Genomic DNA, 16,454 nt, shown 5'->3' with positions numbered 1-16,454 from the left:
CCTAATTCCTAATTGAAGCAAGCATTGAACTATATTTGATCTTCAACCATTGATGAACTTTCAAAATACACCGCATGGAATTCGAGGCCATCAAAGACAAGATCATCGCCTACCGGGAAACAGGTTTGAAGTTGTTTACTACTTCTTCATTTCAAACACACAGTCTCGTTTTGCTGCACATCATCAGCCGCATTGATAAATCTATTCCGGTATTCTTTATTCATACTGGTTATCATTTTCCTGAAACTGTTGCCTTCAAAGATCACATCGCAAAAACATTTGGGCTGGAGGTGAGAAATGTTTTTCCACTTACGCCCAAGAGCATGCAGAAAGATGCCGGGGGAAAATTATTGTTTGCTTCTGATCCAGATTATTGTTGCTATCTGAACAAGACCCAACCATTAGAACCCGTTCTTGCTGCTCATGATGTCTGGATCAACGGTGTGCGTGGTGATCAGAGTGATGTAAGAAAAAGTTTTAAGATCGAAGAACCGGCGCCATTCAACACGATCCGCTTTCATCCTATGCTCGACTGGTCACCGAAGATGATTTATGCTTATCGCAAAGAGTACCATATTCCGCACCATCCGTTAGAAGACAAAGGTTACTTCAGCATCGGCTGCGAACCCTGCACCCGTAAAATGGAAATAGAAACCGATTCACGCGAAGGAAGATGGTTCGGATTAAAGAAGACGGAGTGTGGCTTGAATACAGACCTTGTTGGGAGTAAATAAGTATGGCGCATGATGGCAACACCGGCTTCGCCGCAACAATTAAACAATCCAAACATTCACTCATTCAGTCATTCAGTCATCGACACATCGGCTTCGCCGCAACAATTAAACAATTAAACAATTAACCATTCAACCATTTAACCATCCAGTCATTGGTCATCATCACCCTCACACCGCCTCCCAAATATTTAAATACCTTTGCCCGAAATTTTTTAAATGGAGCTGCTACATTCCCTGATTGATTTTGTACTGCATATTGATAAACATCTTATAGAGATTACTTCCAACTACGGAACGCTTACCTACCTGATTCTATTCGCCATTATTTTTTGTGAAACCGGATTGGTGGTTATGCCCATTTTACCAGGAGACTCCATGTTATTTGCAGCGGGAGCTATTGCAGCACTTGATGGAAGTGGTTTGAATATTCATTTGCTAGTGGTTTTGCTGGTGATTGCCGCGTTCACCGGAAACCTTCTGAATTACTCCATTGGTCGATACATTGGCCCGAAAGTCTTTGAACAGAATTACCGTTTTATCAAACGCGAATACCTCGAACGTACACAGAAATTTTTCGACAACTACGGCTCCATGACAATCGTCTATACCCGTTTCGCGCCCATCCTCCGCACCTTCGCACCGTTTATCGCCGGAGTAGGACAGATGAAATACGGCCGTTTCGTCCTCTTCAATTTTATCGGTGGACTTTCGTGGGTGGTGCTTTTCAGTTATGCAGGTTATTTTTTCGGAAATGTGCCTTTTGTGAAGGAAAACTTTGAGTCGGTAGTGATCGGGATCATTTTGGTTTCATTGATTCCTTCAGTTTATATTTTTTTGAAGACGAGGTTTGGGAAGAAAGATGCGGCGAAATAATATTTCCAAAAAATTATTAATTGCGAGGAATGAAAACTTCCTACTGAACAACGAATGTTCCATTATCCGTTTTGTGATTGGAAAGCTCCACGCGGTAATAAAAAATTCCTTCTCCGAATTTTTCTTTGTTGATAGAAATGTTGCTTTGATGCGGATGATAGAGCGTTGAAATGTTTCTTCCAAGTGCATCGTAAAAATCAACTTTACTGATTACGCCATTTTGGTTTTGGATTTGGAGAGATGAATTACTGCTAATAGGATTTGGAAAGACGCTTGAGAAGTGCTCGTTTGTCTTGATTTCTCCTATTCCATCACAATAAATCACATTAATAGTAATGTGGTAAATGCTCCAACCGCATCGTTGATTGTCAATAGAATCACTCTTAAAGACGAATCGGTATTTCGGATGGCCTGAACGCAAAAAGCAGGTGCAGTCACTCAAATCCCATAATTTACGCTGACCTGTTATCGCAGGAGTACCACCTGTGATTGTATCATTAAAATTGCTGATTCCTCCTACACTATTGGAAAGAATGGTCCAGTTGGTATCGTTATCAAATGCATATTCAACATAACCGCCATCTTTCAAAGTATCTGAATCTAAGGAATAAGAAGCAAGCATGCAGATACCATACCACTCACCTAAAAAAAACGGAATGCTCAGTGTAAACGAGGAATAATTATTTGATGGGTAATAGTTGACCGTATCAGTTATCATCGCCTTTTCTGTATTCGAGTAATTTCCAAAGAAGCATTTATCCGGGCTGCCAACCTGCCAAGTATTATTCGCTGCGCTATCAATTGTTATATATTCACTGCTGCTATCAAAACTAATTTCGAGCGTTTGCGCAATGGTCGATAGATTCCAGAAACAAATAGAAAGTAGGAGAAATGTTTTTTTCATAATGGATTAAATCTGGAATGCTTCTTCAATACAAAAACCCAAACAACCACAATGGAATCCGGTTATCAACTCCGTGTTCAATTCCATCAAGAGCAAGGTAACTGTTCTTCACGTTTTTGATTTGCTTCGTGGTTTTTCCTTTTCCACCCACTTCAAATACGAGCTTCCCATCTACCAGAAAATCTCCCTTCACGGTAGCGTTCACTTCATGATCTTTGCTTAACTGGTTGTAGAAAAATGTTTCGCGCAGGTTGCCCACATCAGTTTGCTTAGCTGATAGTCCATACATCAGGTTCGGGTTGTGCAGGTAAATTTTCTCCGGCTTCTGCAACATCGAATAACCGCTTCCTGCAGCATAAAGTAAGTTGATCAGATCAGCATCACGCAGGTATTGCAGGTATTGAAAAGCAGTGTTGCGAGACAATTCCAATGACTCTGCCAGTTTCACCATGTTGGGCTTAAACGGAACTGAAATAGCAAGCAGGTGCAATAACCGCTTCAACTTATGAATGTATTTCAGTTCGATCTGATTGAGATACGGAATATCCACTTCAATCATCAGCGCCACTGTACTCATCAACTTGCTCAAGTAAGTACCTTTTCCCTGCAGGTAATAAGGATAAAAACCGTAGCGAAGATAATGCTCGAAGTAAGCATAAGGCTTTACCTTTTTTATAATGGCTGAAGAAATTTTTACGTGATTCGTCAGCAATTCGTTCAGCGAATACTTTTCAAAGGAAAGTTTGCTTTCGATCTGAAGAAATTCCCGGAAGGAAAGCCCTTCAAGGTTATATTGTACTGCACGGCGGCTAAGATCCGCCTTGCCTTTATTCAGTTGCAACACTGACGATCCTGTGAAGATTACCTGTAATTCCGGAAACTGATCATAGATGTTCTTCAACTCCTGTGACCAGGTTTCAAACTTGTGAATCTCATCGAGTACGAGGCACGCACCACCCTTCTTCACAAATTCATCTGCCAGCGCCACCAATGATCCACGATTAAAGGCAATGTTGTCAAGACTTACATACAAACACTCCCTGCTCTTTCCATATTTTTCATTGATGTGCTGCAACAAGAGCGTAGTCTTCCCTACACCACGTGCTCCTACTATTCCGATCAGCCGTTCGTTCCACTCTATTTCATCTATGAAATCGCGCCGGAACAACGGATTCGTCTTGTTGAGCAGGGAGAAATGAAGATCAAATAATTCTTCCATCTACAGAAATTTAGAAGATACAAATGTAATACAATTTTTTTAAATGTTCAGTATACTGAACAATTTTAAGAAATAATGTTCATCAAACTGAACAAAAATAAAATTGACAACCCAATCGAAAATCCGCAATCCTCCCTCAAAACCCCACCATCTCCTCCGGTTTCACCCATTCATCAAACTGCTCCGGTGTAACATATCCCAACTCCACTGCTGTTTCTTTTAATGTTTTGTGCTCACGATGTGCTTTCTGTGCAATCTCAGCCGCTTTGTAATAACCGATCTTAGTGTTCAATGCGGTTACCAGCATCAGCGAATTATTTACATGCTTCTTAATATTCTCATGAAGTGGTTCAATGCCAACAGCGCATTTATCATTAAAGGAAACACATACATCCCCGATCAATCGCGCCGAATGCAGAAAATTATAGATCATCATAGGTTTGAAAACATTCAATTCAAAATGACCACTGGCGCCGCCGATATTGATGGCCACGTCATTTCCCAAAACCTGCGCAGCCACCATTGTCATCGCTTCGCATTGTGTTGGATTTACTTTGCCGGGCATGATGGATGAACCCGGTTCATTGTCGGGAATAAATAATTCACCGATGCCCGCGCGAGGACCGGAAGAAAGCATCCTGATATCATTCCCGATTTTCATCAAACTCACCGCAACGGTTTTCAACGCACCATGCGCTTCCACAATGGCATCGTGTGCAGCCAGTGATTCAAATTTATTTTCAGCGGTAATAAATGGCAAGCCTGTTATTTCCGCAATCTGCTGCGCCACTTTTACATCGTATCCTTTCGGTGCATTCAGCCCTGTTCCAACTGCTGTTCCTCCTAAAGCAAGTTCAGATAAATGTGCCAGCGTATTTTCAATTGCTTTGATTCCATGACTCAGTTGCGAAACATAACCGGATAATTCCTGTCCAACTGTGAGCGGCGTAGCATCCATAAAATGCGTTCTGCCAATTTTCACTACGTGCATGAATTCTTTCGACTTGTACGACAGCGTGTCGCGCAATTTTCGAAGTCCGGGTAACGTAGTATCCGTCAAAATCTTGTACGCAGCAATGTGCATTGCCGTCGGAAAGGTGTCGTTGGAAGATTGTGATTTATTGACATCATCATTCGGATTCAATACTTTCTTTTCATCTGTAAGTTTTCCACCGTTCATTACATGGCCACGATAGGCAATCACTTCATTCATGTTCATGTTGCTTTGCGTGCCGCTTCCTGTTTGCCAGACCACCAAAGGAAACTCATCATCTAATTTTCCTTCCAAAATCTCCTCACAAACTTTACCAATCAGGTCGCATTTTTCCTGCGTTAATACACCCAATTCCAGGTTGGTGAGTGCCGCGGCTTTCTTCAGATAAGCGAATGCGAGGATTATTTCTTTGGGCATCCGGTTGATGTTCTGTGCAATCTTAAAATTCTCTGTAGACCGCTGCGTTTGTGCGCCCCAGTATTTATCGGCTGGTACCTGAACCTGTCCCATCGTATCTTTTTCAATCCGGAATTCCATAATAGATTTTTTTGTAAAATTAATCAGATTCGATTTGCCGTACCGATGCATTCAGAAATTTTTCTATTGATATGGATAGTTTTTCAAACCTGTTCCCGCAATTAATTACTTTTAAGCAGTGATAAGAATAGCAGTCATATTAACTTTTCTAAACTTCCTTCATTCACTGGTGCAGGCTCAGCCTGGTTTTGAAAAAGTTTACGGCGGTAGCGCAAATGATATGCTACGTGCCGTTTATCAAATGGATGATACAAGCCTGATTGCCGTTGGTTTCACCGAAAGTTTCGGCTATGGCACAGTAAATAATCCTGATTTTTATGCAGTTAAAATGAACTTCAATGGTGACACTATCTGGACGCAGTCTTTTGGAAGCACTTCTCCCGATTATGCTTATGCCGCAACTGCATTGAATGATGGTTATGCGTTTGCAGGAGAGTCAGTAAATCCAGGTAACAATACTTACGATTTTTTTTCAGTGAAAACCGATTTCAGCGGAAATCTCTTGTGGGAAAATTATTATGGAGCGAATGGTGGTGACTATTGTGTCAGTGCGCTCACGATGCCAGGAAACCGTTTGTTGTTAGCAGGAAGCACTAATTCTACTACTTTCGGCAGCTATGATTTTTACCTCGTAGAAACTGATGCTGAAGGCAATCAACTTGCTGATGGGCATTATGGCGGTTCATTAACGGATATTCTGAAAAAAGTGATCCCAACGAATGATAATGGTTACTTATTGATCGGAAACAGCAATTCATTCACTCCAACTTTTGATGTTAATGTAGTGAAAGTCGACAGCAATCTGATACAACAATGGTCACAGACATTTGAAAGTCCAGGTATTGATTACGGATATGATGCCATTCAGGATGCAAGCGGCAATTTTTACATACTCGCCAATCAACCAACGTCAACCGACAGCGGCTTCATCAAACTAATTAAAACTGATGCTTATGGATTAAACGCGGTTACGTTTTCCGTTACAACGCATGTAGGCGATTATGGCTACGGGCTCTTAGCAACAAACGATGGAATTCTGATTACCGGCAATACTTTCACTATTACAAAAGGAAGTGAATATTTGCTGGTAAAAACAGATCTGAATGGTGACACCCTCTGGACCCATCATTATGGTGGCCTGAAAAATGAAGTGGCCTTCTCACTCACGACCACTAATAACGGTGATATTTTTCTCGTTGGGGAAACAGAAGGATTCGGGAAAGATAATTTTGATGCATATGTTGTAAAGGTGGATTCAACGGGTAAAATTCCCTGCCCTTCAACAGTAAGCTTTATCGCAAGTGACAGTGGATTGTGTGAAGATCAATCTGTTTTCTTCACCAATACTTCTGTGAGTTCAGCGCCCTTTAGCTGGATGCTTGATGGAAATGTATTTTCTCAGGAGATCAATGCAGGGATTTATTTTTCTGACGCAGGAAATTACACGGTTAGCTTATCATCCTGTGCGATAGAAAATGCAATACCGGTCGAAGTGTTTTCAAAACCTCCTTCTCATTTTACCTATTCCTTATCAGGAAATACAACTTCATTTTTATTAACCACACCTTTCACTGCTGCTTCGTTCAGTTGGGACTTTGGTGACGGATCCGCTCTTAACACGACAGATTTGAATGCGTCCCATATATATTCAAATCCCGGTTCTTATTGGGTCAATTTTTCGGCAACGGATCTGAATGGCTGCGACAGCGCATACACTTTGCAAATTGAAGTGCTTACTGCAACTGCAGAACCGGAAAGTCAATCTCAAAGCGTCAGCATTTATCCCAATCCTGTTCATCAGCAAGGGTGGTTGCTTCTGCAACATTTCAATCAGTTTCCAATGCAGGCAATAATATATGACCTGGCAGGAAGAAAGCTGATACAGTTTGGGGTAACCGGGTCAAAGCAGGAATTTTCAGTTCAATCATTAAAACCGGGGAGTTATTTTTTAATGCTTACTGGTGGCGACAGAAAACTGTCAGTCACCAAACTGATTATTGAATGACTATCTTGTTTTCAAGACTCATTTGAAAACGACCAACACCACTTTGTAAATGACTGAAGAAAGGCAATACAACCTGTTTTTTCTGAATGACTATTTCAACAATGAAATGGAGGCTATCCTGCCGATTTTACAAATGTACCTCGAAGAAACACCTAAGGAACTGGCCAATATTGAAAAATGCCTTCTTCTTAATGACGTTGATGCGGCCAAAGCGGCCACCCATAAAATTAAAACCAATATCTCTATGCTCAGCATTCGAGACCAAAGCTCATTCGTTTATGTTATGCACTCGTTGAATGCCGGTGATAGTATTGATTCTTCTGTTAAGAAGGAGTTCGCATTATTCAGCACCACTGTTATGAAGGCCTTACATCAGATAAGAATCGATTTTTTTGAAAGAGAGGACAATGCTCCTGATGCCGGTTCTAACACTCCCGGTTAAATGTACAATTTCCAAAACCAGGCAGTAACCCCGATATGGAAGTACATTGGGTTTGAAAAACATCTCTTTGTTTCGATTCTGAACTAAGCCTCAAACAGCTTTAGAATAACTGTTGCAATAACTCTATGCATGTTACGCTGAAAACGAGGTGCCACATCCGCAAGTCTTTGTGGCATTCGGATTTTCAAATACAAATCCGCGTGAATTCAATCCTTGTTCATAGTCCACTTGCATTCCAAAGAGGTACAACTGGTGTGATGGATTCATAAAAATCCTGATGCCATCAATCATATATTCTTCGTCGGTTTCTTCTTTGTTATCAAATCCCAAAACATACGTCATTCCGGAACAACCGCCTCCTTTCACACCCACACGCAATCCCTGATCTTCGGGAATCTTATCAGCTACAATTAACCGCTTCATTTCATTTACTGCGCTTGGTGTGAGTGATACAGGATTTTTTGAAGTCGCAATCTCCTTTTCAACCATTTGATCGTTCATAATCTTTAAAATTTGAATCAACAAAGTTAAGCAACAAACGGTAAAGTCTGATCGTTCATTTTTCTCTTCTATTTATAGTACTTTCGTCATCCTCACAACCTGATTTTCACATGACTTTTAACGATGTTCTTGAGATTCTGAAATATACCATTCCGGCACTCATCACTTTTTTAACGGCTTACACGCTCATCAAATTATTTATATCCGGCGAACAAAGCAAAAAGGATCTTGAATTGCGGGCTGCTCATTATAAAGATTCATTGCCGTTGCGCCTTCAGGCCTATGAGCGGCTTACACTGCTGCTTGAAAGAATTACTCCAACCAATATCATTTCGCGGGTAAACAAACCCGGCATGAGTGCACGCGATCTGCAGTTATCACTAATCTCCAATATCCGTTTGGAATTTGAACATAATCTTTCGCAACAGATTTATGTTTCTTCACCGGTATGGATGATGATTGTACAGGTGAAAGAAGAAATTATTTCTATTGTCAATCGTGTTGCTTCAGACCTTCCGGAAGCCGCTACCGGAAAAGATTTAAGCCGTGCCATCATCGAGCATTTTATTAACAATGAACAGGTAATGCCAACACAAAAGGCGCTCGATACATTGAAGACAGAGGTGAAAAAGATTTTCTGATGTAAAGAAACGCTGATTTTATATTAACTGCATCGAGGCTTACCGGTTTGCTTTTAGTATTTCCTTCCTTTCCATCACAATCATACTTCCTTATCTTAGCACCTTCAATTAATAGCGCCTGATGGAATCTTCAAAAATTTCCGAAAATACCGGACCTAAAACTTACTTCACCGATTCAGGCATTGAAATCCAACGCGTCTATAAAGAACTGAAACCTGACCGGCAGGAAGAACCCGGAACATTTCCGTTTACACGAGGTGTACACGGAAGTATGTATCGTGATAAATTGTGGACCATGCGGCAGTATGCCGGATTTTCAACAGCGGAAGAATCAAACAAGCGGTATCATTATTTGCTTAAACAGGGCACTACTGGTTTGTCAGTAGCTTTTGATCTTCCCACTCAAATAGGGTATGATTCCGATCATGAAATGTCGGATGGTGAAGTTGGGAAAGTGGGTGTTGCAATTGATTCGCTGAAAGACATGGAGACATTGTTTGCAGGAATTCCTTTGCAGGGAATAACCACCTCCATGACGATAAATGCAACTGCATACATTTTACTTGCCATGTATATAGCATTGGCAAAAAGACAAGGTGCCGATTTGAAAAAAATTTCAGGCACCGTGCAGAATGATATCCTTAAAGAATATGCTGCCAGAGGCACTTACATTTATCCACCCAGGCAATCGATGCGCCTGATTACCGACATCTTTGAATATTGCAGCAAGGAGTTGCCGGCATGGAATACCATTTCTGTTTCTGGATATCATATCCGGGAAGCCGGATCAACGGCAGTGCAGGAAGTCGCCTTCACTTTATCGAATGGAAAATCATACCTGAAAGCAGCTTTGGATTGCGGATTAGACATCAACGTATTTGCGCGGAGGATTTCATTCTTCTTCAATGCGCACAATAATTTGTTTGAAGAAGTAGCAAAGTTCAGAGCGGCGAGAAGAATGTGGGCTCATATTACACGCGAGCTCGGTGCCACAGATCCGAGAGCCCAGATGCTGCGTTTTCACACACAAACCGGAGGTTCAACACTTACAGCACAGCAACCGATGAATAACATTGTGCGGGTAACCATTCAGGCACTGGCTGCGGTGATGGGCGGAACACAATCACTGCACACTAACGGCTATGATGAAGCATTGAGTCTTCCTACAGAAACTGCTGCAGGACTTGCACTGCGCACACAGCAAGTAATCGCGTATGAGAGTGGACTCGTGCAAACCGTGGATCCGTTGGGAGGTTCGTTTTTTGTAGAGCAATTAACAGATGAATTGGAAGCCGCTGCCTGGAAATACATCGAACAGATTGATGCGATGGGCGGATCGGTACAGGCCATTGAAGAAGGATTTATGCAGAATGAAATTGCGCGTTCCGCTTATCTGTATCAACGAGAGATTGAAGATGGAAGCAAGGTGATAATTGGTGTGAATAAATTTACAAAAGAAGAAAAGGAGCACACAGGCCTTCTTAGAGTAGATGATTCAATAAGACAGGTACAAATAGAAAAACTAAAGGCACTCAAATCAACGCGTGATAACGAAGCAATAAAAAGAGTGTTGGAAAAGTTAGCACTGCAGGCACAGACCAATGAAAACCTGATGCCCGCTGTTATAGATGCTGTGGAAAAATATGCCACGCTTGGTGAAATTGCTGATACGCTTCGAAAAATTTTTGGTGAATACCGTATATAGTATTCTCCTTTTTCATTCTCGAAAAAATATTTGTTGTCAATGCCGGATGAAAATATCCGGTCATTAGTTGTAGCTTTAAAATTGTTATAAAAAAACGTGTTAACTGCCCGAATTCACGTTCGTGCTTTTGCTTATTGATGGCGATATCCAATTTTACAAGCAGAAAATCTGAGGAACTAAAACACCTTTTATTTTCTTTCGGAGCGGATTTTGAAAGGGGCTGGGGAAACTGTAAAAAATTACAATAAAAAATACCCTTTTCTATGATCCTGAAACACTTGACAGCAAACGATTTACCCTGTAAACATTAATAAGCATCAACACGATATTCGCAACTGTCGTGCATTTGAAAGAAAATGATTTTTTTTTGCACACACAAATTGCAGATTGTAATCTTTATGAAAAAGTCAAGAGGGTCAGGTTATTTTTTTGCAAATTATTTTCACACATGTTTGTGCTCTATTTCGGAGGGAAATAGATACATTGGAACAGAATTAAATTTTTAACACCACCTTATAAAAATCAGTAACAAGTATGAGCAGAACTGCCGAGGATGTTTGGAAAAATTGCCTGAAGATTATCAAAGATAATGTTAACCTACAAAGCTATAAAACATGGTTTGAACCGATTAAACCAGTAAAACTTGAAAAGAATGTTCTAACGATTCAGGTACCCAGCCAGTTTTTTTATGAATGGCTTGAGGAGCATTATGTAACACTTCTTCGTAAAACACTCAAACGCGAACTTGATAAAGATTCTCGTCTTGAATATCAGATTGTGATGGACGGAAATTCGGGCAGCAACGCACCATATACCGTTAACATTCCTACCAACAATACCGGCGCAAGCAAGAATCCGGATGTATTGGCTCCGATGGTGCTGGGTAATCAAATCAAAAACCCATTTGTTATTCCGGGTTTGAAGAAAGTACAGATTGATTCACAACTTAATGTCAACTATACATTCGACACTTTTGTGGAAGGTGATTGCAATCGTCTTGCACGATCTGCCGGATTTGCTGTAGCGAATAAACCGGGCGGCACTTCTTTTAATCCGTTGGTAGTTCATGGTGGTGTGGGATTGGGTAAAACCCATTTATTGCATGCCATTGGTAACCAGGTGAAAGTAAATTTCAGCGACAAAACAGTATTGTATGTTCCGTCAGAAAAGTTTACCAACCAGTTTATTGATTACCTGAAGAATAATGCGGTGAATGAATTCATTCATTTCTACCAGATGATTGATGTGTTGATGGTGGATGACATTCAGTTTCTTGCAAACAAAGACCGTACTCAGGATATTTTCTTCCACATCTTCAACCATTTACATCAGTCAGGCAAACAAATTATCTTATCCTCCGATCGCTCACCGCGCGATCTGGAAGGCATCGAAGAAAGATTGCTGTCGCGCTTTAAGATGGGACTGACCACCGATATCAGCGTTCCTGATTTCGAAACCCGCATGGCGATTCTCGAAAAGAAAATGTATGCTGATGGCATAGAGTTGCCCCGCGATGTTGTGGAATTTGTTGCCTATAATGTAAGTTCTAATGTTCGTGAACTAGAAGGAGCTTTGATTTCGCTGCTGGCACAATCATCACTCAATAAGAAAGATATTGACCTTGAAACTGCAAAGAAGATCATCAAGAACTTTGTGAAAAGCATTTCCCGCGAAGTCTCCATCGATTTTATTCAGAAAGCAGTGTGCGAATATTTCAGTGTGCCGATGGATAAACTGAAAGAAAAAACACGCAAGCGTGCAGTAGTGCAGGCACGACAGTTATCAATGTACCTCGCCAAAAGCTTCACAAAAAATTCTCTCAAAGTAATTGGTCGTCATTTTGGTGGCCGCGATCACAGCACCGTTATCCATTCCTGTCAGGCCGTTCGCGACCTGATGGATACTGATAAAGAATTTAAAGAAGCGGTGGGTGACATTGAGAAAAAGATTCAACTCAGTATCTCTTAATAAGAGCTCAAATTAAATGCATAGAGCCGTGATGACTTCATCATGGCTCTTTTTTTAGGATATCGTCCGCGATTTTTAAGTCGTTTATTTTTCACCGTTTTATACAATTTTTATACTTTTAAACCTCATCAAAGAAAAAGGAGGTATTCATGCAATCTACAAATAAGGCATGGACAGCTCCGGTAACACACCGTTAACGGAGTTGTTCTTTTTAAATTGACCTTGTGTCAAAGCTGTCTCAAAAGAATGAGACAGCTTTTTTGTTTCCTGCATAATGAATTAACGGGATTCTCAAAAGCAGGCGCATGAGCAATTACACACACCTGTAGAAATACCTGTAATTTCACAAGTGAAACATTCGGGCTTCCGGGCTTAAGAACTGCAGGCGCAAAAAAATAACTAAAGACAAGTATCGATGCTAATTGACAATCATGGCAGAACCATCAATTATTTACGGTTGGCTGTTACCGATCGTTGCAACTTACGGTGCTTCTATTGCATGCCTGAAGAAGGTATTGACTGGCTTGCACGAAAAGAGATTTTGTCGTTTGAAGAGATGCTACGACTTTGCTCATTGCTGGTAAAAATGGGTATTGAGAAAATCCGGATTACCGGCGGTGAACCATTTGTGAGAACAGACATCATGCAATTTCTCTGGTCACTCTCAACGCTGCATGGACTTGAACAGATTACACTCACCACTAATGGTGTACTAACTGCTCCACTGGTACCCGAATTGAAAAAGATGGGCGTGCGTTCTGTTAACCTCAGCATCGATACATTAGACCGCAACCGTTTTTTCGCCATCACAAAACGAGATGAATTACCAAAGGTGCTGAAAACATTAGATGCATTGTTGAGTTATGGAATTGATGTAAAACTGAATGCCGTTGTAATGGGCGAAAAAAATGTGCAGGACATTCTTCCTTTGGTGGAGTTGACGAAGGATTTGCCGGTGAGTATTCGCTTTATTGAAGAAATGCCATTCAACGGAGGGGTGATGCATCCGGATTCACTTCCCTGGAATTACCAACGTATCATGGCATTGATCAGTGAAAAATATCCTTCTATCCATAAAATACAGGATGGCCCCTATTCTACATCATACAACTACCATATTAAAGGTCATCAGGGAAATGTGGGTGTGATTGCGGCCTACTCAAGAACATTTTGCGGTACCTGTAACCGTTTACGCATTACGCCGCAGGGCATGCTAAAAACCTGTTTATACGATGATGGTGTTTTGAATGTAAAGCACTTACTGCGTAACGAAACGAGTGATGAAAAGCTTGAGGATGCTTTATTAAATGCTATCAATCACCGTGCAAAAAATGGACATGAAGCGGAACAATTGCGTAATGAAAAAATGCCTGCGCATGAATCTATGGCGACGATTGGAGGATGAATAGTCAATAGTAAATAGTGAATGGTGATTAGTAAGTTATTCCAGGTCTGTACTTAGCTTGAACCGGCAAATACGGTTGTTTCCTTTATCGGCCACATAAACTATTTTATCAAAATAACAGACGCCTGAAGGTGCTATGAATTGAAACGGTCCGCTACCCTGACCACCAAAAGATGCCAGTAATTGTTTTTTGTCGGTGCTCGTAGCAGGTGGATTTGCGCCTTCAAATCCTTTTTGCGTAAACTGATACAGTGAATCTGTTTCGCTGTCAACAATAAATAGATATCCACTGAAATCAGGAGCGACATAAATATCTTCCGGTGTTATAAATCTACCCGGCATATATAAAAAGCGGTTGGCTTTGGAAGTATCAAAATTCAACAAAGAAGAATTTTCAGTATAAGCAACACCAGCATCAGGGTCGAAGACTTCTTTTATCCATAATGCTTTGTATTGCGCGACAGGATCTTTCTGCAACAACAAAAAATCGTGCGAGGTGCTGATGCCTGTAGTACTTTGCGGAGGTGCCGCAAAACAAGCAATGCTGCTCACTGATAAAACAGATTTCAAACTTGAACTCACCGGATTCAATCCAATAGAATAACCGGTGTTGACGCCATCTTCATTATAAAAGAGAATAGTATTGTCTGGCCTTGCAATGGATGAAACACTATTGGAAGGACCGGTACGTGAAACGTACAAAGTGTTTTCACTGGTAGTTGCAAGTCCGGTAAATGAAACTGCTGCATCACCTTCACCACGAAAAGCAGTATTGTTTCTTGACACATCACAATAAGGATGAATCAAAGTATCGATGATGATGGGTTCACCGGAAGTGGCAGCATTGATGATGTGATACACAGCAGGTAAGTTGTAAGTTATTCCATCAATAGTTTTATCTACTCTTCCCACTACAAAAGTATGCAAGCGGCGATCTTGTATTACATCAGTTGCGCCTTTAATGGCAATGGTTCTTTGCTTAGCACCTTTCTTATCAAAAATTTCAAGACCGTTGTCATCCACCACATAAATCATTTCATCATAGCCTGCATACACATCCACCGGATTAGGAATTCCTTCCCAGAAAGGTTGCAATGGTACATATCCAACCTGATCAGGATAAAGATTTGGATCAATAGCTCCCTGTTCAAAAATCTCATTCACGGTTTCGTCATCTTTCGATCCGAACAAAAAGTCGCACGAAGAAAAAATGGGAAGCAGACAGATAAGCAGGTAAATGGAATTAAAATATTTCAATGGAAAAAATTATAAGTATTGTTTCAAAAACTATTTTAAAATGACTTAAAAAAATGAAGCACTGAAAGTTAACCGGTGTACCGTTCCGAGGCGACTCTTGTCTTCAAAACCGTAATCGAACTGCAGCATCCCGAAATTTCTTTTGAACCGCACGCCGAATCCAAAATTAGGGATACCGGTCTCATCGATGCCAAATTCGTAACCTGTGCGGCAAAACATGGTATTCCTCCATGAATATTCTACGCCCAGATTATAAGTTTCATTATTATCAGTAGGATGATTCAATTGCCCTGCAATGGTCAACCTGTTGATTTCAGTTTTCACCGGATCCCAGGCGATACCAATCCGGAAAATTGCAGGCACACCAATTTTTTCAAAATTCTGAATAGTGTCAAATCCTTCCAGCGTAGTAACTGTAATTTCACCTGACGGTTCGGTATTGAATCCGAAGTTGGATACGCCGACAGCGAAGCGCGTATTCGCAATCCCTACTTCATATTGAAATCCAAAATCAATCACTGCATTATCGGCATACACATCGGCAAAACTTTCCCGAATGTATTTTCCGGTAATACCGAAGCTAAAGTTATCAGTAAGAATTCTTCCCAGGGAAATGCCGATGGCGAAATCGTTTGCATTAAAAGTCTGTCCTGTACCAAAGGGTTGAAATTCGTTCGTCACATCCATCGGACCCGTTGAAAGATAAGTCATGCCCACTCCCAGAAAAGTTTGTTTGCTCACCTGATGCACAATTCCAATGTGACTCATATTCACATCTCCAAAATACAAGGTCTGTGATAACTGAAGGTGAAGGTCCTGTGTATCTGTTTTAGTGATACCTGCCGGATTCCAGTACAGTGACGCCACATCATCAGTTGTTGCAATCATACTGCCGCCCATCCCAACAGAACGGGCATCAGGCGCAATTTTCAGAAACTGAAAACCAGTAGTGCCTGTTCTGCTGCCACCGAACGATGGCAGCAACTGCGCATGAGCAAAATTCATGGCAATCGTTAAAAGCAGCAGGAAAGCAACAACTGTTTTCATCACCTGCGAAAGGTAGTATAATTACCAAAATTGAAACTTGAAAAGATGATGGGGTTCCTGTAGATATTCCCTCATTCTTACCAATTATGGTGCTCTCTTATTATTAGCGGGCAAAGGGAGAATGACCTATCTGACAAGGTTAACTCAATAGCTCTTTACCATCAAATCATATCAAACGTAATAACTGTGTGCATTTGTAGTCACTTTCGCAATCATTGTTTG

Annotated in this window: 14 protein-coding genes; 8 read left to right on the top strand and 6 right to left on the bottom strand. The window is 41.0% G+C overall.

What is annotated here, in order from left to right; genetic code table 11:
- Positions 1-74 precede the first annotated feature (74 nt).
- Both IPO83_09180 and IPO83_09175 read left to right on the top strand, forming a co-directional pair.
- Positions 75-734, top strand: coding sequence for a phosphoadenylyl-sulfate reductase (locus IPO83_09180; GenBank protein ID MBK9731448.1), 660 nt, complete (start codon positions 75-77; stop codon positions 732-734).
- A gap of 216 nt (positions 735-950) precedes the next feature.
- Positions 951-1,607 carry a DedA family protein gene (locus IPO83_09175; GenBank protein MBK9731447.1) on the top strand — a complete coding sequence of 219 codons (657 nt, stop codon included), beginning with the start codon at positions 951-953 and terminating at the stop codon, positions 1,605-1,607.
- A gap of 40 nt (positions 1,608-1,647) precedes the next feature.
- Here IPO83_09175 and IPO83_09170 read toward each other — a convergent pair whose 3' ends face one another.
- The 3 genes from IPO83_09170 to fumC all read right to left on the bottom strand — a co-directional run bounded on the left by IPO83_09170 (position 1,648) and on the right by fumC (position 5,261).
- Positions 1,648-2,511 carry a T9SS type A sorting domain-containing protein gene (locus tag IPO83_09170; GenBank protein ID MBK9731446.1) on the bottom strand — a complete coding sequence of 288 codons (864 nt, stop codon included), beginning with the start codon at positions 2,509-2,511 and terminating at the stop codon, positions 1,648-1,650.
- Positions 2,512-2,536: 25 nt separating this feature from the next.
- Entirely contained in the window at positions 2,537-3,730 is a 1,194-nt protein-coding gene (locus IPO83_09165) for an ATP-binding protein (protein ID MBK9731445.1), read from the bottom strand.
- A 136-nt stretch (positions 3,731-3,866) separates the two neighbouring features.
- The gene (gene fumC, locus IPO83_09160) at positions 3,867-5,261 is read right to left on the bottom strand and encodes a class II fumarate hydratase (protein ID MBK9731444.1); all 1,395 of its coding nucleotides are present in this window, start codon (positions 5,259-5,261) and stop codon (positions 3,867-3,869) included.
- A gap of 169 nt (positions 5,262-5,430) precedes the next feature.
- Here fumC and IPO83_09155 point away from each other — a divergent pair, with 169 nt between their 5' ends.
- Positions 5,431-7,266 carry a T9SS type A sorting domain-containing protein gene (locus IPO83_09155; protein ID MBK9731443.1) on the top strand — a complete coding sequence of 612 codons (1,836 nt, stop codon included), beginning with the start codon at positions 5,431-5,433 and terminating at the stop codon, positions 7,264-7,266.
- Between the two features lie 49 nt (positions 7,267-7,315).
- Positions 7,316-7,708, top strand: coding sequence for an Hpt domain-containing protein (locus tag IPO83_09150; protein ID MBK9731442.1), 393 nt, complete (start codon positions 7,316-7,318; stop codon positions 7,706-7,708).
- 132 nt (positions 7,709-7,840) lie between these two features.
- Here the strand turns inward: IPO83_09150 and IPO83_09145 are convergent, their stop codons facing one another.
- Entirely contained in the window at positions 7,841-8,197 is a 357-nt protein-coding gene (locus IPO83_09145) for an iron-sulfur cluster assembly accessory protein (GenBank protein MBK9731441.1), read from the bottom strand.
- A gap of 122 nt (positions 8,198-8,319) precedes the next feature.
- Here IPO83_09145 and IPO83_09140 point away from each other — a divergent pair, with 122 nt between their 5' ends.
- From IPO83_09140 to moaA, 4 genes are all read left to right on the top strand, one after another.
- Complete coding sequence (locus tag IPO83_09140) at positions 8,320-8,850, top strand: hypothetical protein (GenBank protein MBK9731440.1); 531 nt, start codon at positions 8,320-8,322, stop codon at positions 8,848-8,850.
- Positions 8,851-8,971: 121 nt separating this feature from the next.
- Positions 8,972-10,555, top strand: coding sequence for a methylmalonyl-CoA mutase (locus tag IPO83_09135; GenBank protein MBK9731439.1), 1,584 nt, complete (start codon positions 8,972-8,974; stop codon positions 10,553-10,555).
- Positions 10,556-11,089: 534 nt separating this feature from the next.
- On the top strand, positions 11,090-12,523 hold the full coding sequence (gene dnaA, locus IPO83_09130; protein ID MBK9731438.1) for a chromosomal replication initiator protein DnaA: 1,434 nt from the start codon (positions 11,090-11,092) through the stop codon (positions 12,521-12,523).
- 415 nt (positions 12,524-12,938) lie between these two features.
- Positions 12,939-13,928 carry a GTP 3',8-cyclase MoaA gene (moaA, locus tag IPO83_09125; protein ID MBK9731437.1) on the top strand — a complete coding sequence of 330 codons (990 nt, stop codon included), beginning with the start codon at positions 12,939-12,941 and terminating at the stop codon, positions 13,926-13,928.
- A gap of 36 nt (positions 13,929-13,964) precedes the next feature.
- Here the strand turns inward: moaA and IPO83_09120 are convergent, their stop codons facing one another.
- Positions 13,965-15,185, bottom strand: a complete 1,221-nt coding sequence (locus IPO83_09120; GenBank protein ID MBK9731436.1) for a hypothetical protein — start codon at positions 15,183-15,185, stop codon at positions 13,965-13,967.
- A gap of 45 nt (positions 15,186-15,230) precedes the next feature.
- Complete coding sequence (locus tag IPO83_09115) at positions 15,231-16,232, bottom strand: PorV/PorQ family protein (GenBank protein ID MBK9731435.1); 1,002 nt, start codon at positions 16,230-16,232, stop codon at positions 15,231-15,233.
- Positions 16,233-16,454: the final 222 nt, after the last annotated feature.

Source organism: Chitinophagaceae bacterium (assembly GCA_016717285.1).
Classification (GTDB): Bacteria; Bacteroidota; Bacteroidia; order Chitinophagales; family UBA10324; genus JACCZZ01.
Note: the sequence above shows the minus strand (reverse complement) of the source record. Positions and strands in the feature narration are given on the sequence as shown.